We start from the raw sequence: 20,330 nt of genomic DNA, 5'->3' as shown, positions 1-20,330 counted from the left end.
TAATGATGGCAGAGAGGTCACACCCGTTCCCATACCGAACACGGAAGTTAAGCTCTCTAGCGCCGATGGTAGTTGGGACCTTGTCCCTGTGAGAGTAGGACGTTGCCAGGCTAATATTATTCCGCAGTAGCTCAGTGGTAGAGCTATCGGCTGTTAACCGATCGGTCGTAGGTTCGAGTCCTACCTGCGGAGCCATTATGCTTCCATAGCTCAGCTGGTAGAGCACTTCCATGGTAAGGAAGAGGTCACCGGTTCAAGCCCGGTTGGAAGCTTGGGAATAGGTTTAAAACTTTTTTGGCCCGTTGGTCAAGTGGTTAAGACACCGCCCTTTCACGGCGGTAACACGGGTTCGAATCCCGTACGGGTCACCACTTTTGGAGGATTAGCTCAGCTGGGAGAGCACCTGCCTTACAAGCAGGGGGTCGGCGGTTCGATCCCGTCATCCTCCACCATATATATTTAAAATGTCGGAGGGGTAGCGAAGTGGCTAAACGCGGCGGACTGTAAATCCGCTCCTTCGGGTTCGGCAGTTCGAATCTGCCCCCCTCCACCATTTTCTTTAAAATAACCTGAGAGGGTTTATTTTTTTGAAAAGATAACCATACTAGTAAATATTAATGGGCTATAGCCAAGCGGTAAGGCAACGGACTTTGACTCCGTCATGCGCTGGTTCGAATCCAGCTAGCCCAGCCATTTACGAGCCATTAGCTCAGTTGGTAGAGCATCTGACTTTTAATCAGAGGGTCGAAGGTTCGAGTCCTTCATGGCTCATCATTTTTGCGGAAGTAGTTCAGTGGTAGAATACAACCTTGCCAAGGTTGGGGTCGCGGGTTCGAATCCCGTCTTCCGCTTAATTAATAAGGGGCCTTAGCTCAGCTGGGAGAGCGCCTGCCTTGCACGCAGGAGGTCAGCGGTTCGATCCCGCTAGGCTCCATCTAAATAAAAAAGCTTATATCATACGATGTAAGCTTTTTTTGTGTTTAAAAAGACAACTTTTATACTTGTCGTTTAAAATGAAGAAAACGTAAAAATAAGGGATGGGGAGATAATTGTGAAAGTTGTTATTGCATCTGATTCATATAAAGAAAGCCTAAAAGCTATAGAAGTATGTGGAGCTATTGAAAGAGGTTTTAGAGCAATTTTTCCTAATGCAGAGTATGTGAAAATACCAATTGGAGATGGAGGAGAAGGGACGGTTGAATCACTTGTTGATGCTACAGGGGGGAGAATTATATCAATTAGTGTGACAGGACCGCTTAGAGAAGGTATACAAGCTTTTTATGCCATTTCTAAAGATAAAAAGACAGCGTTTATTGAAATGGCAGCAGCATCAGGATTACAGCACGTTCCAGTTGAAAAGCGCAACCCACTTATTACAACGACAAAAGGAACAGGAGAACTTATATTACATGCGCTAGATCAAGGAGTGGAGTACATAATTTTAGGACTTGGAGGAAGTGCTACAAATGATGGCGGGGCAGGTATGTTAGCGGCTTTAGGAGTAAGGTTTATAAATGGTAAGGGTGAAGTAATAGATCCATCTGGAGGCACATTACACTCGATTGTTACTATTGATTTTTCACGAATGGACCCACGCTTAAAGGGGGTAAAGATAGAAGCGGCATGTGATGTGGATAATCCATTAGTCGGAATGCAGGGAGCATCTTTCGTATTTGGGAGACAAAAGGGTGCAAATATAGAGATGATGAAAGAGCTAGATGAGAATTTACAACATTATGCGAATATGCTTAAACGATATGTATCTTTTGATGTATCTGAAATACCTGGTGCAGGGGCAGCGGGAGGAATGGGAGCGGCTGTTATTTCAGTGTTAAAGGGAGACTTGCGTAGGGGCATTGAAATTGTATTAGATTATACAAATTTCGATAAACATATAGAAGATGCACATCTTATTATAACTGGTGAAGGTAGAATAGATAAACAAACTGCATATGGAAAGGCTCCTGTGGGTGTTGCGGGGCGTGCAAAACGTTTTTCTGTGCCTGTAATTGCTATTGGAGGGTCTGTATCATCTGATTATTCAGCTGTGTACGAGAAAGGAATAGATGCGGTATTTAGTATCACAACGAGACCGATGACACTAGAAGAAGCATATAAAGTAGCAGAAGAAAATATTGAAATGACAACGAAGAATATTGCAACAGTATGGAAAATAGCATCAGAAAAACACTTCTAAATATAGGAGTGTTTTATTATTATTATTTAATAATAGTGATTGCGATTGTTTCATTAAGTTAACTTTATACATAGAATAGTCTTAAAATTTGGTTTTCAACGTGAATATAAGTGAATAAATTGTATATCCATACAGAAAAATGTCGAGTTGAGTCAGACTATATAAAAGATTTAAAATATTTAGTGAAGGCATAAAAGGGGGATACTATCTATGAAAAAAGAAATCTCAGTTATTGGAGTTCCAATGGATTTAGGACAGATGCGTCGTGGAGTTGATATGGGACCGAGCGCGATCCGTTATGCAGGGGTAATTGAAAGAATTGAAGAAATTGGATATGACGTTAAAGATATGGGAGATATATGTATAGAGAGAGAAAAAGAGATAGATGAAAATACAAAATTAAGAAACCTTACACAAGTTGCAACTGTATGTAATGAATTAGCAAGTAAGGTGGATCATATTATAGAAGAAGGTCGTTTTCCACTTGTATTAGGTGGTGACCATAGTATTGCTATCGGTACATTAGCTGGTGTAGCAAAACATTATAAAAACTTAGGCGTTATTTGGTATGATGCACACGGTGATTTAAATACAGAGGAAACTTCACCATCTGGAAATATTCATGGTATGTCACTTGCAGCAAGTTTAGGTTATGGACATTCTTCACTTGTAGATTTATACGGAGCATATCCAAAGGTGAAAAAAGAGAATGTCGTAATTATCGGTGCGCGTGCATTGGATGAAGGAGAAAAAGATTTCATTCGCAATGAAGGTATTAAAGTGTTCTCAATGCATGAAATTGATCGTATGGGGATGACGGCTGTGATGGAAGAAACAATCGCATATTTATCTCATACCGATGGTGTACACTTATCATTAGATTTAGATGGTCTTGATCCTCATGATGCACCAGGTGTTGGAACGCCTGTAATTGGCGGTCTATCTTATCGTGAAAGTCATTTGGCGATGGAAATGTTAGCAGAAGCTGATATTATCACATCTGCTGAATTTGTTGAGGTAAATACGATTTTAGATGAGAGAAATAGAACGGCAACAACAGCAGTTGCTTTAATGGGTTCTTTATTCGGTGAAAAACTAAAATAAATGTAAGAAAAGCAACTGAGAAGTTGCTTTTTTTATTTGAAAATAAGCGTATAATAATGATTTATATTATACTGTACAATAAAAATGTTTGACATCTTACCAATTTGAGCTAAAGGGGGTTGTTTGTAATTGTCGTTTGTTTCATGTATGGTATAATTAACTAGTTGTTGGAAATACATACAGATAGAGCATAAAACAATATTTCAATATATGGATAGAATTGCTCGTAAGTAGGAGGAAGGGATAGCATGCCTTTTGAAGATACGACCATTTTGAAATATCTTAGTACGGCATTAGATATTGCCATTGTATGGTTTATTATATATAAGCTAATTCTTATAATCCGAGGGACGAAAGCTGTTCAACTTTTAAAAGGGATTACAGTTATTATCGTCGTTAAGATGATCAGTATTTTCCTTGAATTGCGTACGCTATCTTGGCTAACTGAACAAGTATTAACGTGGGGATTTTTAGCCGTTATTATTATCTTTCAGCCAGAATTGCGAAGAGCACTTGAGCAGCTAGGGCGCGGGAGTTTATTTTCGCGTGTTGGAACGCATGAGGATGATGAACCTGAAATGGTTGCAACAGCGATAGCAAAAGCAACCGAATATATGGGGAAACGTAGAATTGGTGCATTAATTACTTTGTCAAAAGAGACCGGTATGGGTGATTATGTGGAAACGGGTATTCCGCTTAATGCAAACGTATCATCGGAATTACTTATTAATATTTTTATTCCAAATACACCTCTTCATGACGGAGCGGTAATTATGCAAGGAAGTACAATTAAAGCAGCAGCATGCTATCTTCCATTATCAGAAAGTCCGTTTATTTCTAAAGAATTAGGAACTAGACATCGTGCTGCAATGGGAGTTAGTGAAGTTACTGATAGTATTACAGTAGTTGTGTCTGAAGAAACTGGTCAAATTTCTTTAACGAAAAATGGTAAGTTGCATCGTGATTTGAAGACAGAACAGCTGAAAGATATGTTATTAGCTGAATTTAGTGGAAACGAAAAAACGACTTCTTCGTCTTTATGGAATTGGAGGAGAAAGCGTCATGGATAAGTTAATGGAGAATCATTGGTTTTTAAAAGGGATCTCATTACTATTGGCGTGTATGCTTTTTATGTCAGCGACGTTAACTGAAAAAAATACGACATCAGGTATATTACCTTTTGCAAATGATACGAAAGAAACATTAACTAATTATGCTATTAATCTTAAGTATGATGAGGAGAAATATATTGTAAGTGGTATTCCGGCAGAGGGCGTTAAAGTAAAATTAGAAGGCCCAAAAGCATCAGTTGCTACAGCAAAAGCAAAAAAACAATTTGACATACCGGTTGATTTGCGAGATAGTCCAAAAGGAACTTATGAGATTTCTTTAAAAACGAACGGGCTTCCAGATGATGTGAAAGGAACAGTTCAGCCATCAACAATTAAAGTTACTCTTCATGAAAAGGCGAGAAAATATGTTCATGTAGATCTGAAATTATCAAATGAGGATCAGATGCCAGCGGGGGCTACTCTAGAAAAATCAAGCCTTAAACCGGATACTGTTGAGGTAGTTGGGACGAAAGAAGAAATTGAAAGCATTTCCTCTGCCAAAGCGTATGTTGATTTAAAAGGTGTTAATAAAACTGTTACAAAAACGACCGAAGTTACATTATACAATAAAGAAGGAAAACGTTTAAATGTAAGAACAAGTCCATCTAAGATTAGTGTAACGTTGAATGTGGCAACGCAAACTACAGCCAATAATACTGAAAAAACTGTTCCTGTAACGTATACGAAGAAGGGGAGTTTAGCAGAAGGATTGGCGGTTACAAATATCAGTGTTGAACCGAGAGAAGTAACGATAGCTGGTCCAAAAGATATTTTGGATAATATACAATCGCTAGAGGGGGTCGAAGTAGATCTTAGTCAATTGACAGAGTCTACAACATTCGATGCCTCTGTTTTATTACCCAAGGGTGTAACAAGTGCAAAACCGAATCAAGTGAAGGTTTCGGTGGGAGTGCAAAAAACAAAACAAACGAAAACAAAAACGATTGATGGTATCCCAATCCAGAAAAATGGACTGTCTAAAGATGTTACTGCTCAGCTACTTTCGCCGCAAGATGGAAAGATAAGTGTTGATATTTCAGGAGAAGCAAGTATAGTAGATAAAATAACAGCTGCTCAAATAACAGCGGTAATTAATCTGCAAAATGTATCCTCAGGGACGAAAGATATTTCCATTCAAGTGAGCGGTCCTGGTAATATTTCAATAGAGCCAAAACAAAAAAGTGCTAAAGTTACTATTGTGAAGAAAGAAAAACCAGATAAAGAAGTACAGGGTAACGGTCAACAACCGGATTCAAATACGAATCAAGAAAATCAAAATGAGAAACCAAAAAATCCTGAACCTGATTCAGAAAAAGAACAGGAAAAGAATCAAAACCAAAATCAAAATCAAGATAAAGATAAAGAAACGAGTCAAGAACCAACAGTAGATAATCAAAAAGAGCAAGAAAAAGGAGCGAATCATAATGGGTAAATATTTTGGTACAGATGGAGTACGCGGAGTTGCAAATAAGGAGTTAACACCTGAATTAGCTTTCAAAATTGGACGTTTTGGTGGTTATGTATTAACAAAAGATACAGATCGTCCAAAAGTAATTATCGGTCGTGATACACGTGTATCTGGTCATATGTTAGAAGGAGCTTTAGTAGCAGGCCTATTATCAACTGGAGCAGAAGTAATGCGCCTTGGCGTTATTTCTACACCGGGCGTTGCTTATTTAACAAAAGCACTAGATGCACAAGCGGGTGTTATGATTTCTGCATCTCATAATCCAGTACAAGATAACGGTATTAAATTCTTTGGTTCAGACGGCTTTAAATTAACAGATGAGCAAGAAGCTGAGATTGAAGCTTTATTAGACAAAGAAGTTGATGAACTACCACGTCCGACAGGTACTAATCTTGGACAAGTGAGCGATTACTTTGAAGGTGGACAAAAATATTTACAGTACATTAAACAAACTGTTGAAGAAGATTTCTCTGGCCTACATATCGCTTTAGATTGTGCACATGGTGCAACTTCTTCTCTAGCTCCATACTTATTTGCAGACCTAGAAGCTGATATTTCAACAATGGGAACTTCTCCAAACGGTATGAATATTAATGAGGGTGTAGGATCTACACATCCAGAAGGCTTAGCTGAATTGGTAAAAGAAAAAGGTGCGGATATCGGACTTGCTTTTGATGGCGATGGCGACCGTTTAATTGCTGTAGACGAAAAAGGAAACATCGTTGACGGTGATCAAATTATGTTCATTTGTGCGAAATATATGAAAGAAACTGGTCAATTAAAACATAATACAGTTGTTTCAACTGTTATGAGTAACTTAGGTTTTTACAAGGCACTTGAAGCAAATAATATTACAAGTGATAAAACAGCAGTTGGTGACCGCTACGTAATGGAAGAAATGAAGCGTGGGGGTTACAACCTAGGTGGAGAACAATCAGGCCATATTATCTTACTTGATTACATTACAACTGGTGATGGAATGTTAAGTGCACTTCAACTTGTAAACATCATGAAAATGACGAAAAAGCCATTATCTGAGCTTGCAGGAGAAATGACGAAATTCCCACAATTGTTAGTAAACGTTCGTGTAACAGATAAAAAATTAGCATTAGAAAATGAAAAAATTAAAGAAATTATTCGTGTTGTAGAGGAAGAAATGAACGGTGATGGCCGTATTCTTGTTCGTCCATCTGGAACAGAGCCACTTATTCGTGTAATGGCAGAAGCACCAACACAAGAAGTTTGTGATGCATATGTACATCGCATTGTAGAAGTTGTGAAAGCCGAAGTTGGCGCTGAATAATTAGCTGAATTTATATGAAAAAGGAGCACAAAAAGTGCTCCTTTTTCATATGTTTTATAGACGATGAAAAAAATTTCATTGACGGTTTATCCATGTTTGTTATAAGATGGTCTTGTTCTTTTTCTCAAAGGAAATATTGTAAATTATAAAAGCGCCAGAACTACAAATAGTGTAGTTGACGAGGTGGGGTTTATCGAGATTTCGGCGGATGACTCCCGGTTGTTCATCACAACCGCAAGCTTTTACTTAAATCATTAAGGTGACTTAGTGGACAAAGGTGAAAGTGTGATGAGAGAAGAGGAACGGATGAAAACTAGCTGTATAAGTATATACGGACTTAAACCCAATCGAGAGGAAGGTGAAAGCCGTTACAAGCTTACAGGGCTAGCAATATGTAATCCGTTTTTTAGTATAAATAAAAATGGTATCGGACTATGTCGTTACATGTTCGCAGAGCAGTGTAAGCATTTGTAACGGCGACTAAACATGTGTGGAATCGTAGGATTTATTGGAGAGCAAGATGCAAAGGAAATTTTATTAAAAGGTTTAGAAAAGCTAGAATATCGTGGATATGATTCAGCAGGTATTGCAGTACAAGCAGAGAACGGTGTTGTTGTATACAAAGAAAAAGGCCGTATCGCAAAACTTCGTGAAATCGTAGATGAGAACGTAGCAGCAAGCGTGGGTATCGGACACACACGCTGGGCTACACACGGTGTTCCAAGTAAAGTAAACGCGCATCCGCATCAAAGTACATCAAAACGCTTTACATTAGTTCATAACGGTGTAATTGAAAACTATGAATTAGTGAAAAAGGAATATTTACAAGATGTAACGTTCGTAAGTGAAACAGATACAGAGGTTATCGTACAGCTTATGGAACAACAAGTGAGCACAGGATTAAGTGTAGAAGAAGCGTTCCGTAATACGCTATCTCTTTTACATGGCTCTTATGCAATCGGATTACTTGATGCTGAAAATCCAAACATGATTTATGTTGCTAAAAACAAAAGCCCGCTATTAGTAGGTGTTGGTGACAACTTTAATGTTGTGGCAAGCGACGCTATGGCGATGTTACAAGTTACAGATCAATTTATTGAGCTAATGGATAAAGAAATCGTAATCGTAACGAAAGAAAGTATTACAATTAAAAACTTACAAGGTGAAACGATTGAACGTGCACCGTTTACAGCGGAATTAGACGCAAGTGATATTGAAAAGGGAACATATCCTCATTTCATGCTTAAAGAAATCGATGAGCAACCACTTGTAATCCGTAATATAATTCAAAAGTATCAAGATGAAAATGGCGAAATTGAATTAAATCAAGACATCCGCAATGCGATTTTAGATAGCGATCGTATTTACATCATTGCATGTGGAACGAGTTATCATGCAGGTCTTGTTGGAAAACAATTTATCGAGAAGTTTGCAAAAATGCCAGTTGAAGTACACGTGGCAAGTGAATTCTCTTACAACATGCCATTATTAACAGAAAGACCATTCTTCATTTATATTTCACAAAGTGGTGAAACAGCTGATAGCCGTGCAGTACTTGTGCAAACAAATGAAATGGGTCATAAAGCATTAACAATTACAAACGTGCCTGGTTCTACGCTTTCTCGTGAAGCTGATTATACACTTCCGTTATACGCTGGACCAGAAATTGCAGTTGCATCAACGAAAGCTTACACAGCACAGCTTGCAGTACTTTCAATTTTAGCAGCTGATATTGCTAAAGCAAAAGGTGAAGTTCTTGATTTCGATTTAACACACGAACTAGGACTTGTAGCAAATGCAATGATAGAACTTTGTGATCAAAAAGAAGAAATGGACGCATTAGCAAAACAATTTTTAGCAACAACGCGTAACTGTTTCTTCATCGGCCGTAGCGTAGACTTCTACGTAGGATTAGAAGGTGCGTTAAAACTAAAAGAAATCTCTTACATCCAAGCAGAAGGATTCGCTGGAGGAGAGTTAAAACACGGTACAATCGCTTTAATTGAAAATGGTACACCAGTTATCGCACTTGCTACACAAGAGCACGTAAACCTTGGAATTCGTGGTAACGTGAAAGAAGTAGTAGCACGCGGGGCTAACCCATGTATAATCTCAATGAAAGGCTTAGAAATGGAAGGTGACAGCTTCGTATTACCAGCTGTACACGAAGCGCTAGCACCGCTAGTAGCAGTTATTCCATTACAACTTATCTCATACTACGCAGCGCTTCACCGCGAGTGTGACGTTGATAAGCCACGTAACTTAGCTAAGTCTGTTACTGTTGAGTAGGAGATTGGTAGGTTAATAAATATAGTTATACGTTTGAAATAAATTAAAACTAAGAAAAAACTCTGTAAAAATCATTTTACAGAGTTTTTTTAGTTATTTATTGTTTTACATAACAAATTGTTACTTGTTCGTCTATGTGGAAAATCTGTAACGCTTTACCATCTAAATTTTTAACCTCATATGATGAATAAATAGGTCTTTCCAATTTCACTTCTTGACCATTTTGAGTTCCTTTTTCCACCATTAGCGTTAACTGATGGGAAGAAACGTCTGCTTGGTATGTTCCTGTTAAGTAATTATCTTTATTTGGATAAGAACCATTTGCATATGTTTCAAATGTCTTATCTGCTTTTAGGACTAACGTAGTTTTGACTCCGTCTCCGTAATCAATACCCCAATTACCTACAAGCTCTGTACCGTCTTTATAGTTGTTCTGTACATTCTTAAACTTAGCGGAATCCTCGTCTGGTGTATCAATTTTTCCTTTGAATATACCAGTTTTATCTTGGGTACTGTATGTTTTAACTGTATTACCACTAGATAAACTCGGTGAGTTAGAAGAACTAGTACCACTTGTTGTAGAAGTAGTTGTTGAACCACCCTTAGCTTCCGCTTTTAACTTATCAAATACAGGTTTCCAAATGCGTTTTGCTTCATCTAATTTATTGTTTGCTTTATCTATGATTGCATCATCCGTATCTTTAAGTGTTTTAGAGTAATCAAATAACTTCGATACTTCTTTGAAAGATTCTTTTAACTTTTGAACAGCTTTTACAATTTCCTTATGATCTTCCTTGTATTTTCCTGGTGCATCTATACGCTCTATTTTATTAAATACTTTATCTAAGTCTTTAATACTATCTCGTACCTCTTCATTTGACTTACTTCCCTTTTTATTATCCCTCACAGAAGCATCATAGTAATCTAGACGTCTTAATAAGTCTTCTTCAATGTCTACCATAAGTTGTGGGTAATCCTCAGGTAAAACCATAATCATCTTAACATCTTTACTTTCTTCTTTTGAGTTAGTTGATTTTTCCTTTGTTTCAGATGATTTACCTTCTGTCTTAGTTTCTTTACTTTCTTGTTTACCAGATTCAGCATTTGTTTTTTCTTTTTCTCCAAATAAATTTGTTACACTACAAGCTGACATAGAAACTACTAATCCAGATGCTAGTAAAATTTTACCTGTACTCTTTTTGAAATTCTTCATATGATTTTTCAATTCTCCCTTTAAAAACATAAAATAGATGTGCTTTAGCCCCTTTAAAACTAAAAAACATACCCCTTCTATATTTATTTTATAATACCTTTCTACGTATAATATTTTACAATTAATTACAGATACGGTCAAAATTTATCTTAGTTTAACGATGTTCACAAAAAAGATGCGAAGCTTTATTCCTTCAAGTAAAGATTCTAAGTGAGTTTTGATTAAAATTTTTTTATAAAAATCTCATACTTAGTTAAAAAGAGTGATTCTATTTTGATCAATCGTTTTTTCAAAATGAATTTTTTTGTTGTTAAATAAAGATTTGTGACTTCATTTTTATCAAATTTTATTCTAAACCAACATATAGTTATAGCTTTAAAATAAATTTACAAATTTGTATCTAAAAGGGGTGTTTTTGTGTCGGAAAAGAACATCTAGAATTGGTAAATGGATAGAACTCCATAAATTAAAGTTTTACTTTATCGACTTCACTTTTATTTATCTGAATTTTCCGTTATCGTTTTAAGTATTCGTGAACAATTTCCTTTATTACGATAAAAAGAGACGAGAGATTTATGGACATTTCAAGGGGGTATATTGATGAAAGTGAATGAAAAAACATATTTAAGTATAGAAGAGATTATTTCATTACCAACCGTATCAAGTACAAACATAAGTGATGATGGTAAAAACGTAGCATTTGTTAAGAAGACGGCTGATTGGAAAGACAATACATATAGGAATCATGTATGGATATATGAAAAAGATAAGAAGCAGAGTTACCCATTATCAAATGGTGATATAGATAGTACACACCCATTATGGTCTCCAGATGCTAGGTGTATCGCATATCTTAGTCCAGTTGGTGATGGGAAAAATCAGATATTTGTTAAGTCACTAGATGGTTATAGAGAGGTTCAAATTACCGATGAGAAAGAAGGAGTCAGTACATTCAAATGGGGTCCTACTGGCAAGGGTCTTTATTATGTTACGCAGTCAAAAGAATGTGAGGAGATAAAGAAACGTAAGGATCTATATGGAGATTTTCAACATATAGGTAAGGAACACCAGAATAATTGTTTATATTACATTGAAATAGAGAAGGTGATACAAAGTGATACAGATGAACACGAGAACAGAGTTGTTTATCAATTAACGGATGGTAAGGATTTTCATATCCATGAATTTGATATTTCAAATGATGGTAAAAAGGTTGTATTTATGGCGACACCAAGCTCAAATATGGCAGATTATATAAATGGAGATCTATACATACTCCATATTAAAGCTGGAGAGCTACAAAAGCTGAATGTGGATAAGTTGTTGGGAGGGAGTGTTTGCTTTTCTCCTGACGGCAGTGAAATATGTTACACAGCAAGCATAAGAGAGAAGGGTTACTATAGAAACCATATACAAGATAGTACGTTAGAGATATATGATATAAATACCGGAGAGCTAATTCAACCTTTAACAGATTTTGATAGTACGGTTATGCCATTACAGTGGACAGCTAAAGGGGTTTTAATTAGGTGGCAGAATAAAACGAATTATCTTATTGGATTGCTAGCCGAAGATGGCACTGTGGAAATATTAAGCGAAAAAGTAAATGGCTTTATAATGGATGCTTCTATAACAAAGGATGGCAAACATATATCCTACAATAAGGCTATAACAAATGAAACCTTTGAAATCTATTTAGACGATAAAAAAATAACGGATGAAAATAGCTTTTTCAAAGGGAAACTTAGAAGTAACAGGGAAATCATCTCATGGAAAAGTAGCGATGGTCTTGAAATAGAAGGTGTTTTATCAACGCCAGTAGAGTTGGACACTAATAAAAAATATCCTTTATTAGTAGTAATTCACGGCGGTCCGGCTTGGGCATCTTTTCCGATATTTTCAGATTGCTTCAATGAGAAATATCCGATTGAACAGTTTGTTGAAAAAGGCTTTATCGTTTTAGAACCAAATTACAGAGGAAGTTCAGGTTATGGTAATGAATTTTTAAAAGCTAACTATAGAAAACAGGGGATTGCTGACTACGATGATGTTATATCTGGAGTGGATGAACTAGTAGAAAAAGGGATGGTAGACAAGGATAGAGTAGGAGTTATGGGATGGAGCAACGGTGGATATGTATCAGCTTTCTGTTCTACGTTTAGTAGTCGGTTTAAAGCTATTTCAGTTGGCGGTGGAATAACTAACTGGAGTACCCATTATGTAAATACAGATATACCTTACTTTATTAGAATGTATTTAGGAAATACTCCATGGAATGATCCAGAGATATATACGAAGACATCACCTATGACGTATATTAAATCAGCTTGTACGCCTACCTTAATTCAACATGGGGAAAAGGATGCAAGAATTCCAATTACAAATGCATATGATCTATATCAAGGATTAATGGATATGGAAGTTGATACAGAATTAATTATATTTAAAGGAATGGCATATAGTTCTGACCAACCAGGAGTTCATGTGGCTATTATGAAGCAGAACTTGATGTGGTTTTCACACTATATTCTTGGAGAGAGTATGGAGGGTTTTAGGACTTTGTAAGGGATGTTTGTACAAGACATAAGGTTGAAACGGTCTTCATATTGAGATGATTTATTATAAAATATATACTTAAACTACTATCAGTACATACATCAGGGAGGACTAATATGACAGGAAATAAAAATGACTTACTAGTAGAAAAACGTGAAGAGTTATTGAAAGTATTGCAAGCTCGTTTTGAGAAAAACATGAACCGCCATGAAGGTCTTGAATGGGCTAAAGTTGAAGCGAAGCTGACTACTAATAATGAAAAAATGTGGTCACTTAACGAAATGGAAGTAACTGGTGGTGAACCGGATGTTGTTGGTTATGATGAAGAAAAGGACGAATATACTTTCTATGATTGTTCAAAGGAGAGTCCTAAAGGCCGCAGAAGTCTTTGTTATGATCTTGAAGCGTTAGAATCAAGAAAAAAACATAAACCAGAAAATAACGCTATTGATGTGGCGGCCGCTATGGGTATTGAGTTATTAACGGAAGAACAATATCGAGAGTTACAAAAACTTGGAGATTTTGATATGAAATCATCGAGTTGGGTACAAACACCTTCAGATATTAGAGAGCTTGGTGGTGCTCTATTTTGCGATTATCGCTTTGGCCATGTTTTCGTGTACCACAATGGAGCAGACTCTTACTATGCTGCCAGAGGTTTTCGTGGCTCGTTAAAAGTTTAAATTAGGATAAATAAGAAAAAGAGCCTATATTCAGGCTCTTTTTCTTATTTATATTTTAAAAGTAAACTGTTACTACGCAGTTTTACTTAATTTATATGTTCCGTGGTTGTTTTTACGGAAAAGTTTAGGGAAAACATAGCCATCTAATCCAATACGTCCAGCGTTCTGCCCTGCAACTAAAATGAACATAGTCAAAATAAGCAGGTTTGGGTTTACACTAACAGTTCCACTTAATAAAAATGAAAGATTCATTATGATTCCGAAAAATGCAGCTGTTTTTGTTAATCCGCCTAAAATTAAACCTAGACCTACTAAAATTTCTCCCCATTGAACTAAAAAGCTAAATAGGTCTGCGTTTGGAAGGACAAAATGTTGAAGAAAATCTGCCCACCAACTTTGTACTGCAGGGTGGTCACCTGATGCTTGAGCAATAGCACCCTTTAGAAAGCCACTTGCGTCAAAAGATTGTCCGAAGACTTTGCCTATCCCAGCAGCGAACCATGTATACCCTATGTAAAGCCGTAAAAGTAATAATATGAAAGTAGCACGTTTATCAGTTCTTAAAAAATTGATAACCATTGAAATCCCTCCAATATTGTATTTACATGTTTATTATATATATATTGTGAACAAATTCACAATAGAGGAAATGTGAACGAATATATGTTTTGAGTAATTGTTTTATTTTTTGTAACATTTCATCTTTTTTGATAGACTAATAATAGAGATATATCAAAAGGAGGCAAAGACTAGATATGTGGATGAACTTGTAATGATTAGAAACTACTAGATAGATGAATTTTGCTCTCATAAGCGAGGGTTTATTTAGTCATCTGTAAATCATTCAAGGAATGCATATTTGGATTGTACATCCCTTTTATAAGGATAGGTGCCTATTTTATGTATCTGTCTTTTTTGTGGGAAAGTTTATATCTCTTATATAAAATATGCGTCCTTTAAACTTGGAGGAGTATATGATGAACCAATTAAAAAATAAAGTAGCAGTTATTACAGGGGTAAGTCGTCTAGATGGTATAGGCGCAGCGGTTTGTAAAGAATTAGCTGAATCAGGATACGATATATTTTTTACGTATTGGACAGCTTACGATAAAGAGATGCCTTGGGGCGTTGATAAAAATGAACAAATACAATTAAAAGAAGAGTTACTAAAAAACGGTGTTAAAGTCTCAAGTATGGAGTTAGATTTAACTCAGAATGATGCACCGAAAGAGCTTATAAATAAAGTTACTGAACAATTAGGGTACCCTCATATATTAATTAATAATGCAGCATATTCTACGAATAATGATTTCTCTACGTTGACTGCTGAAGAATTAGATAAGCATTATATGGTGAATATTCGTGCGACTACATTGCTCAGTAGTCAATTTGCCCGAGGATTTGATAAAAAATCTGGTGGTAGAATTGTGAATATGACTTCGGGGCAATTTCAAGGTCCTATGGTAGGAGAACTAGCGTATGCAACAACGAAGGGAGCTATTGATGCTCTTACTAGTACGTTGTCAGCAGAGGTAGCTCATTTAGGAATAACAGTGAATGCAATTAATCCAGGACCAACTGATACAGGATGGATGACTGAAGAGATAAAACAAGGGTTAAAGCCGATGTTTCCTTTTGGCAGAATTGGTGAGCCAAAGGATGCAGCTAGACTCATTAAATTTTTAGTAAGTGAAGAAGCTGAGTGGATTACTGGGCAAGTTATTCATTCAGAAGGTGGATTTAAAAGATAAAAAAGAAGGTATCTCACCTTAGTGAGATACCTTCTTTTTTAATCTTTCTTCAACCTTCGTGCAATACCATTCCCTAAAGACTGTAATCCTTGAACGAGGATAATTAAAATAAAGACAGTTGCATACATTACTTCAGGTTCATAGCGTAAATGTCCGAAGCGATATGCTAAGTCCCCTAGCCCACCAGCGCCTACAAGACCAGCCATTGCTGTTGCGCCGATTAAGCCAATCGTTGCAATTGTTAATCCAAGTACAAGGGAGGGACGAGCTTCTTTCACCATAACGTGCCAAATAATTTTTATAGTAGAAACGCCCATCGCTTGATAGGCTTCAATAACGCCGCGATCTACTTCTAATAAAGCAGTTTCCATTAATCGTGCAATATAAGGGGCCGTGAATACGACAAGCGGTACGATTACGCCTTGTACACCAATGGAGGTTCCCATTAGAAACTTTGTAAAAGGTAAAATGAAGAATAATAGAATGATAAATGGAAGAGAGCGAATGATATTAATAATTGTATTAAGAATTGGGTAAATGATTTTATTTTCGTGCTGCCCACCAGGTCTTGTTAAAACAAGTGTGACACCAAGTGGTAGTGCAATAAGGATAGAGATGAATAGTGAAATAGATGTCATTTGAAATGTTTGAATGGTTGCTTCCCATATGACTTTACCCCATTCATCCAAAAAGGACTTGTTTCCCATAATCTGTTCTACCCCCTTCTACGATGATTCCTTGCTCTTGTAAAAATGATAAAGCGTGGTTGATTTCATTTTGTTCCCCTTGCATATGAATGACAAGTTTCCCGTATGCCTCATGTTTTAACTGTGTAATATTACCGGATAAAATATTTGGATACACTTGGAAACGTTTTGTAGCGATAGCTAACGCTGGTTCACCAGAAGAATTTCCTATAAATGAAAGTGTTACGATTTCTCCGGTTCTTTGTAGTTCTTTTTGTACTTCAGCTGGGATTTTTGCTGCAAATGCACTATTTACAAATTTCTTCGTTGTTACATGTTGTGGGTTTGTGAAGATCTCCTTCACAGTCCCGCTTTCAATTACTGCTCCATGTTCCATAACAGCAACTCGGTCGCATATACGTTGGATGACATTCATTTCATGTGTAATTAATAAAATTGTAATCCCGATTTCCTCATTAATCTTTAATAATAGGTCAAGAATAGAATCAGTTGTTTCTGGATCTAAAGCACTCGTTGCTTCGTCGCTTAATAACACTTCCGGTTCATGTGATAGTGCACGTGCAATGGCAACACGTTGTTTCTGGCCACCAGAAAGTTCACTCGGATAGGCATCTTTTCGATTAAAAAGATCGACAATACGTAAATACTTTTCTACCCTTTTTTCAATTTCTAATTTTGGAACGCCAGCAAGGCGTAACGGTAATGCGATATTTTCATAAACGGTAACAGTTTTGAGCAAATTGAATCCTTGAAAAATCATCCCGATTTTTTGTCTCGCTTTTGCTAGTTCTTTTGTAGACAGTGTTGTTAAATCTTGCTCGTTTACAATAATATTTCCTGTCGTTGGTTTTTCTAATAAATTTACACAGCGAATTAATGTACTTTTGCCAGCGCCACTATATCCAATGATTCCAAATACTTCGCCCTTTTTTACTTGGAGGGAAGTGGACTTAAGAGCTTCCACATTCCCCTTTTTTGTTGTAAATACTTTGGATACATTTTTTAATTCAATCATTATCGTCAGCTCCTACCAAGACGGTAAAACAGAACCATCAAATTTTTTCTCGATAAATTCTTTTACTTCTTTAGATTGATAAGCTTTCTTTAATTTATTTACAACAACATCATCTTTATTTTCAGTACGAACAACGACCCAGTTCACATAAGGCGAATCTTTGCCTTCACGGAAAATGGAATCTTTCGCAGGGCTTAATTTTGCACCTAATGCAAAGTTTGTATTAATTGCAGCTGCTTTTACTTCACTTAGTTGTGTTGGTAATTGAGATGCCTCTAACTCAACAATCTTTAATTTTTTTGGATTTTCAATTACATCTTTCGCAGTCGCTTTTTCTGTCGCTTTTGGATCCACTTTTAAAACCCCTGCTTTTTCAAATAACTTTAAAGCACGAAGTTCATTCGTTGGGTCATTTGGGACAGCGATTGCGTCGCCCTCTTTTAATTCTTTTACATCTTTTATGTCTTTAGAATAGACGCCCATAGGGAATGTTACTGTTGAAAATACTTCGGTTAATTTCATATTACGTTCAGCTTTAAATACGTCTAAATATGATTTCGTTTGATAGCTATTTACATCAAGGCTTTTTTCATCGAGGGATACGTTTGGTGCTACATAATCATTAAATACTTTTATATCAATTTCGAGACCATCTTTCGCTGCCACTTCTTTTACCTTTTCAAAAATCTGCTCATGCGGCCCGCCTGTTACACCGACAGTAATCTTTTTCTCATCTAACGCTTTTACTTGTTTATCTGAACCTGCGCTACATGCGCCTAATAATAGTACCGCTCCGCTTACAATGCTTAATAATACTTTCTTCATCTATGATTCCCCCTTCATATACGTTCCAAAATAAAAAGCACCTCTCAAAATAAGAGAGGTGCCGAATAGACGAAATAGGTTCCTCTCTTATCTTCCAAAACGAAAACTCGTTTTGCAGGAATTAGCACCTTAGCTTATACGTCATAAGCTCGGTTGCCGGGCATCATCGGGCCAGTCCCTCCGCCACTCTTGATAAGAGTATGTGTATGTAGTTTTTTAGTATGGTACTAATAGTAAATCTTACAAAAAGAATTGTCAATATTGTTTTCTGAATATATTTTATTTTAAGGTAATCGAAATGTTTCCTTTTTTATGCCCTTTTTCCACATACATATGAGCTTCAGCAATTTCTTCTAATCGGTAAGTTCTATCAATAACAGGTTTTAAATGTTCTGTTTCAGTTAGTCTTTTTAGTAGAATCATATCCTCTTTACTTACTTTTGCCATCATTCCATTCACAGATACATATTTTCCATTAGGCGCTAATACTTGTTTACAAAGGGATTTTTTATGCTTCCCAACTGCATCAAATATAATATCGTAACGCTCGCGCCGCTTAGTAAAATCTTCTTTCGTATAATCAATCACTTTATCCGCTCCTAAAGATTGCACTAGTTCAAAATTTGAATTACTACAAACAGCTGTAACGATCGCACCAAAATATTTAGCGAGTTGTATGGCAGCTGTTCCTACTGATCCAGAGGCACCATATATGAGAACTTGTTGCCCCTTTTTTATTCGGCCTTTTCTCAGAAAATGCAACGCTGAAGTTCCACCAAAAGGAATAACTGCCGCTTCTTCATACGTTACATTGGTAGGTTTTAATGTTATTAATCCACTTTCATGCACGCATGTGTATTCGGCATAACCACCAAGATTTAGTTCTGTTAATGCAAAAATTTGATCTCCTTTTTTAAATTGAGTTACATCTGTCCCGATCTCCTCTATCTCTCCTGCTAATTCTACGCCAAGTATAGGGTTTCTCGGTTTTCTAAGTCCTAATATAAGTCGCATAGGAATCCAAAATAATAGAGGGCTATTAAATCCGCGTATTCTACAATCTCCAGTCGATACACTTGTTGCGTGAATTTTAACTAATACTTCGTTCTTTTTAGGTATAGGTTTCTCTATATTTTGAAGCTGAAGAACGTTAGGTGGTCCATACTGTGTGCAAATGATCGCCTTCATAATGTCCTCCTGAAATGAGTTGTCTTTATTTACATCATATTTAAGATCTTTATTAAACATGTCGCTATATAGTGAGTATAGATTAAAAATTATATAGATTTCATAGGAAAAGAGGTGATATTATTTTGGGAAAGGGGGCAACAGTATGAAAAAAATTATTTTTGTTTCAAGTTTAGTACTTGCAATCAGTCTAGGGGTAGGGTGTAGTAATGAGAAAACAGCAAAGACGGATGAGCCGAAAAAAGAATCCGTTCAAAAAGAAAAGGAATTAACGGCGAAAGATGTTTTCAAGAAAACGAATGAAGCTTTTAAAAATGAAGAACATGTAACGATGACATATGGTGTAGGGGTAAAAGCTGAGGGAACAGAGATGGATATATTAAAGGCTAAGATGCAATTAGAGCCAAAGACAAAGAATTCTCGTTCTGAAATGAATATTTCCGGTACAGATGTTGTAGTGTATACTGTGGATGGTAAAGTTGCTGGTGAGGTAAAAAACCCTAATACAGGAGAAGTTGTAACCGTACCAGAGGAGCAATTAAACGCTGGTGGAATAAAAGCGACTCAAGATATTATAGATAAATTAGAAGTACCGGAAGTAGTTTTAGATAAAATGAAGCTGGAGAAAAGCGGAGATAAATATAAACTGAAATTTACATTAAAAGGGCAAGAAACAGAAAGTATGTTAACTAGCATGGATGAAACGCAGAAGAAAATGTTACAAGCACAAAATGCGAAGATAGAAGAAGTGGATGCAGAATATATCATTACAAAAGATTTTAAATATGAATCAGCAAAGATAGACATGATTATGAGTAGCAATGGCAAGGATAAAGCACACATTATTACGAACGCAAAATATACGTCGTATGAAAAGTTTGACCCAATACAATTGCCAGCAGCAAAGTAACAGTTTTGA

17 protein-coding genes, 9 tRNA genes, 1 rRNA gene and 1 riboswitch are annotated in these 20,330 nt (G+C 36.4%); of the genes, 21 read left to right on the top strand and 6 right to left on the bottom strand.

All coding sequences use genetic code 11. The features are described 5' to 3' along the window. The 17 genes from rrf to glmS all read left to right on the top strand — a co-directional run. Positions 1–111, top strand: a 5S ribosomal RNA gene (gene rrf, locus ACTFN4_RS27800); the annotation flags it as partial. A 9-nt stretch (positions 112–120) separates the two neighbouring features. After that, positions 121–195 (top strand) — tRNA-Asn (locus ACTFN4_RS27795). A 4-nt stretch (positions 196–199) separates the two neighbouring features. Next, positions 200–272: transfer RNA gene (locus ACTFN4_RS27790), tRNA-Thr, on the top strand. Positions 273–296: 24 nt separating this feature from the next. After that, positions 297–371 (top strand) — tRNA-Glu (locus ACTFN4_RS27785). Positions 372–376: 5 nt separating this feature from the next. Further along, positions 377–452, top strand: a tRNA-Val gene (locus ACTFN4_RS27780). Positions 453–469: 17 nt separating this feature from the next. Further along, positions 470–553, top strand: a tRNA-Tyr gene (locus tag ACTFN4_RS27775). A 65-nt stretch (positions 554–618) separates the two neighbouring features. Continuing rightward, positions 619–693, top strand: a tRNA-Gln gene (locus tag ACTFN4_RS27770). A 5-nt stretch (positions 694–698) separates the two neighbouring features. Then, a tRNA-Lys gene (locus ACTFN4_RS27765) sits at positions 699–771 on the top strand. 8 nt (positions 772–779) lie between these two features. Beyond that, positions 780–851, top strand: a tRNA-Gly gene (locus ACTFN4_RS27760). Positions 852–861: 10 nt separating this feature from the next. Further along, positions 862–934 (top strand) — tRNA-Ala (locus ACTFN4_RS27755). Between the two features lie 117 nt (positions 935–1,051). Beyond that, complete coding sequence (locus tag ACTFN4_RS27750) at positions 1,052–2,197, top strand: glycerate kinase (RefSeq protein ID WP_439963106.1); 1,146 nt, start codon at positions 1,052–1,054, stop codon at positions 2,195–2,197. A gap of 210 nt (positions 2,198–2,407) precedes the next feature. Next, the gene (rocF, locus tag ACTFN4_RS27745; protein WP_000711563.1) at positions 2,408–3,301 is read left to right on the top strand and encodes an arginase; all 894 of its coding nucleotides are present in this window, start codon (positions 2,408–2,410) and stop codon (positions 3,299–3,301) included. Between the two features lie 248 nt (positions 3,302–3,549). Continuing rightward, positions 3,550–4,371, top strand: a complete 822-nt coding sequence (gene cdaA, locus ACTFN4_RS27740) for a diadenylate cyclase CdaA (RefSeq protein ID WP_001115697.1) — start codon at positions 3,550–3,552, stop codon at positions 4,369–4,371. Next, positions 4,364–5,845, top strand: coding sequence for a CdaR family protein (locus ACTFN4_RS27735; RefSeq protein WP_439963105.1), 1,482 nt, complete (start codon positions 4,364–4,366; stop codon positions 5,843–5,845). The genes cdaA and ACTFN4_RS27735 overlap by 8 nt, the downstream gene beginning before the upstream one ends. Further along, on the top strand, positions 5,838–7,184 hold the full coding sequence (gene glmM / locus ACTFN4_RS27730) for a phosphoglucosamine mutase (RefSeq protein ID WP_000521476.1): 1,347 nt from the start codon (positions 5,838–5,840) through the stop codon (positions 7,182–7,184). The genes ACTFN4_RS27735 and glmM overlap by 8 nt, the downstream gene beginning before the upstream one ends. Before the next feature lie 288 nt (positions 7,185–7,472). Beyond that, complete coding sequence (locus tag ACTFN4_RS27725; RefSeq protein WP_001206405.1) at positions 7,473–7,658, top strand: hypothetical protein; 186 nt, start codon at positions 7,473–7,475, stop codon at positions 7,656–7,658. Positions 7,659–7,670: 12 nt separating this feature from the next. Beyond that, complete coding sequence (gene glmS / locus ACTFN4_RS27720; protein WP_000334163.1) at positions 7,671–9,473, top strand: glutamine--fructose-6-phosphate transaminase (isomerizing); 1,803 nt, start codon at positions 7,671–7,673, stop codon at positions 9,471–9,473. 97 nt (positions 9,474–9,570) lie between these two features. Here glmS and ACTFN4_RS27715 read toward each other — a convergent pair whose 3' ends face one another. After that, positions 9,571–10,698 carry a DUF3994 domain-containing protein gene (locus tag ACTFN4_RS27715; RefSeq protein WP_080001407.1) on the bottom strand — a complete coding sequence of 376 codons (1,128 nt, stop codon included), beginning with the start codon at positions 10,696–10,698 and terminating at the stop codon, positions 9,571–9,573. A 588-nt stretch (positions 10,699–11,286) separates the two neighbouring features. Here ACTFN4_RS27715 and ACTFN4_RS27710 point away from each other — a divergent pair. Both ACTFN4_RS27710 and ACTFN4_RS27705 read left to right on the top strand, forming a co-directional pair. Continuing rightward, positions 11,287–13,251, top strand: a complete 1,965-nt coding sequence (locus tag ACTFN4_RS27710) for a S9 family peptidase (protein WP_322368867.1) — start codon at positions 11,287–11,289, stop codon at positions 13,249–13,251. Between the two features lie 107 nt (positions 13,252–13,358). Beyond that, complete coding sequence (locus ACTFN4_RS27705; RefSeq protein ID WP_048538436.1) at positions 13,359–13,925, top strand: DUF4256 domain-containing protein; 567 nt, start codon at positions 13,359–13,361, stop codon at positions 13,923–13,925. Between the two features lie 72 nt (positions 13,926–13,997). Here ACTFN4_RS27705 and ACTFN4_RS27700 read toward each other — a convergent pair whose 3' ends face one another. After that, positions 13,998–14,504: a DoxX family membrane protein gene (locus ACTFN4_RS27700; protein ID WP_025690519.1), complete on the bottom strand. Its 507-nt coding sequence runs from the start codon at positions 14,502–14,504 to the stop codon at positions 13,998–14,000. Positions 14,505–14,899: 395 nt separating this feature from the next. Here ACTFN4_RS27700 and ACTFN4_RS27695 point away from each other — a divergent pair, with 395 nt between their 5' ends. Continuing rightward, positions 14,900–15,676 (top strand): SDR family oxidoreductase, encoded by a 777-nt coding sequence (locus tag ACTFN4_RS27695; protein WP_002182367.1) that lies wholly within the window; start codon positions 14,900–14,902, stop codon positions 15,674–15,676. Positions 15,677–15,714: 38 nt separating this feature from the next. Here the strand turns inward: ACTFN4_RS27695 and ACTFN4_RS27690 are convergent, their stop codons facing one another. The 4 genes from ACTFN4_RS27690 to ACTFN4_RS27675 form a co-directional block, all read right to left on the bottom strand. Then, positions 15,715–16,383 carry a methionine ABC transporter permease gene (locus tag ACTFN4_RS27690; RefSeq protein WP_000527136.1) on the bottom strand — a complete coding sequence of 223 codons (669 nt, stop codon included), beginning with the start codon at positions 16,381–16,383 and terminating at the stop codon, positions 15,715–15,717. Further along, positions 16,358–17,398 (bottom strand): methionine ABC transporter ATP-binding protein, encoded by a 1,041-nt coding sequence (locus tag ACTFN4_RS27685; RefSeq protein WP_000571355.1) that lies wholly within the window; start codon positions 17,396–17,398, stop codon positions 16,358–16,360. The genes ACTFN4_RS27690 and ACTFN4_RS27685 overlap by 26 nt, the downstream gene beginning before the upstream one ends. Before the next feature lie 12 nt (positions 17,399–17,410). Next, the gene (locus tag ACTFN4_RS27680; RefSeq protein WP_000756980.1) at positions 17,411–18,223 is read right to left on the bottom strand and encodes a MetQ/NlpA family ABC transporter substrate-binding protein; all 813 of its coding nucleotides are present in this window, start codon (positions 18,221–18,223) and stop codon (positions 17,411–17,413) included. Positions 18,224–18,307: 84 nt separating this feature from the next. After that, a riboswitch (SAM riboswitch) is annotated at positions 18,308–18,422 on the bottom strand. 80 nt (positions 18,423–18,502) lie between these two features. Further along, complete coding sequence (locus ACTFN4_RS27675; RefSeq protein ID WP_025690511.1) at positions 18,503–19,411, bottom strand: NAD(P)-dependent alcohol dehydrogenase; 909 nt, start codon at positions 19,409–19,411, stop codon at positions 18,503–18,505. A gap of 145 nt (positions 19,412–19,556) precedes the next feature. Between ACTFN4_RS27675 and ACTFN4_RS27670 the strand changes: the two genes are divergently transcribed. After that, positions 19,557–20,321 carry a hypothetical protein gene (locus tag ACTFN4_RS27670; protein WP_439963104.1) on the top strand — a complete coding sequence of 255 codons (765 nt, stop codon included), beginning with the start codon at positions 19,557–19,559 and terminating at the stop codon, positions 20,319–20,321. Positions 20,322–20,330 lie beyond the last annotated feature (9 nt).

It is taken from the genome of Bacillus cereus group sp. MYBK95-2, assembly GCF_051915225.1.
In the GTDB taxonomy this organism is placed as follows: Bacteria; Bacillota; Bacilli; order Bacillales; family Bacillaceae_G; genus Bacillus_A; species Bacillus_A cereus.
Note: the sequence above shows the minus strand (reverse complement) of the source record. Positions and strands in the feature narration are given on the sequence as shown.

Coding starts and splice junctions, on each gene's coding strand:
- ACTFN4_RS27710 (WP_322368867.1), top strand. CDS start 11,287: ATGAAAGTGAATGAAAAAACATATTTAAGTATAGAAGAGATTATTTCA.
- ACTFN4_RS27670 (WP_439963104.1), top strand. CDS start 19,557: ATGAAAAAAATTATTTTTGTTTCAAGTTTAGTACTTGCAATCAGTCTA.
- glmS (WP_000334163.1), top strand. CDS start 7,671: ATGTGTGGAATCGTAGGATTTATTGGAGAGCAAGATGCAAAGGAAATT.
- cdaA (WP_001115697.1), top strand. CDS start 3,550: ATGCCTTTTGAAGATACGACCATTTTGAAATATCTTAGTACGGCATTA.
- ACTFN4_RS27725 (WP_001206405.1), top strand. CDS start 7,473: ATGAGAGAAGAGGAACGGATGAAAACTAGCTGTATAAGTATATACGGA.
- ACTFN4_RS27735 (WP_439963105.1), top strand. CDS start 4,364: ATGGATAAGTTAATGGAGAATCATTGGTTTTTAAAAGGGATCTCATTA.
- rocF (WP_000711563.1), top strand. CDS start 2,408: ATGAAAAAAGAAATCTCAGTTATTGGAGTTCCAATGGATTTAGGACAG.
- ACTFN4_RS27675 (WP_025690511.1), bottom strand. CDS start 19,411: ATGAAGGCGATCATTTGCACACAGTATGGACCACCTAACGTTCTTCAG.
- ACTFN4_RS27685 (WP_000571355.1), bottom strand. CDS start 17,398: ATGATTGAATTAAAAAATGTATCCAAAGTATTTACAACAAAAAAGGGG.
- ACTFN4_RS27690 (WP_000527136.1), bottom strand. CDS start 16,383: ATGGGAAACAAGTCCTTTTTGGATGAATGGGGTAAAGTCATATGGGAA.
- ACTFN4_RS27705 (WP_048538436.1), top strand. CDS start 13,359: ATGACAGGAAATAAAAATGACTTACTAGTAGAAAAACGTGAAGAGTTA.
- ACTFN4_RS27695 (WP_002182367.1), top strand. CDS start 14,900: ATGATGAACCAATTAAAAAATAAAGTAGCAGTTATTACAGGGGTAAGT.
- glmM (WP_000521476.1), top strand. CDS start 5,838: ATGGGTAAATATTTTGGTACAGATGGAGTACGCGGAGTTGCAAATAAG.
- ACTFN4_RS27700 (WP_025690519.1), bottom strand. CDS start 14,504: ATGGTTATCAATTTTTTAAGAACTGATAAACGTGCTACTTTCATATTA.
- ACTFN4_RS27680 (WP_000756980.1), bottom strand. CDS start 18,223: ATGAAGAAAGTATTATTAAGCATTGTAAGCGGAGCGGTACTATTATTA.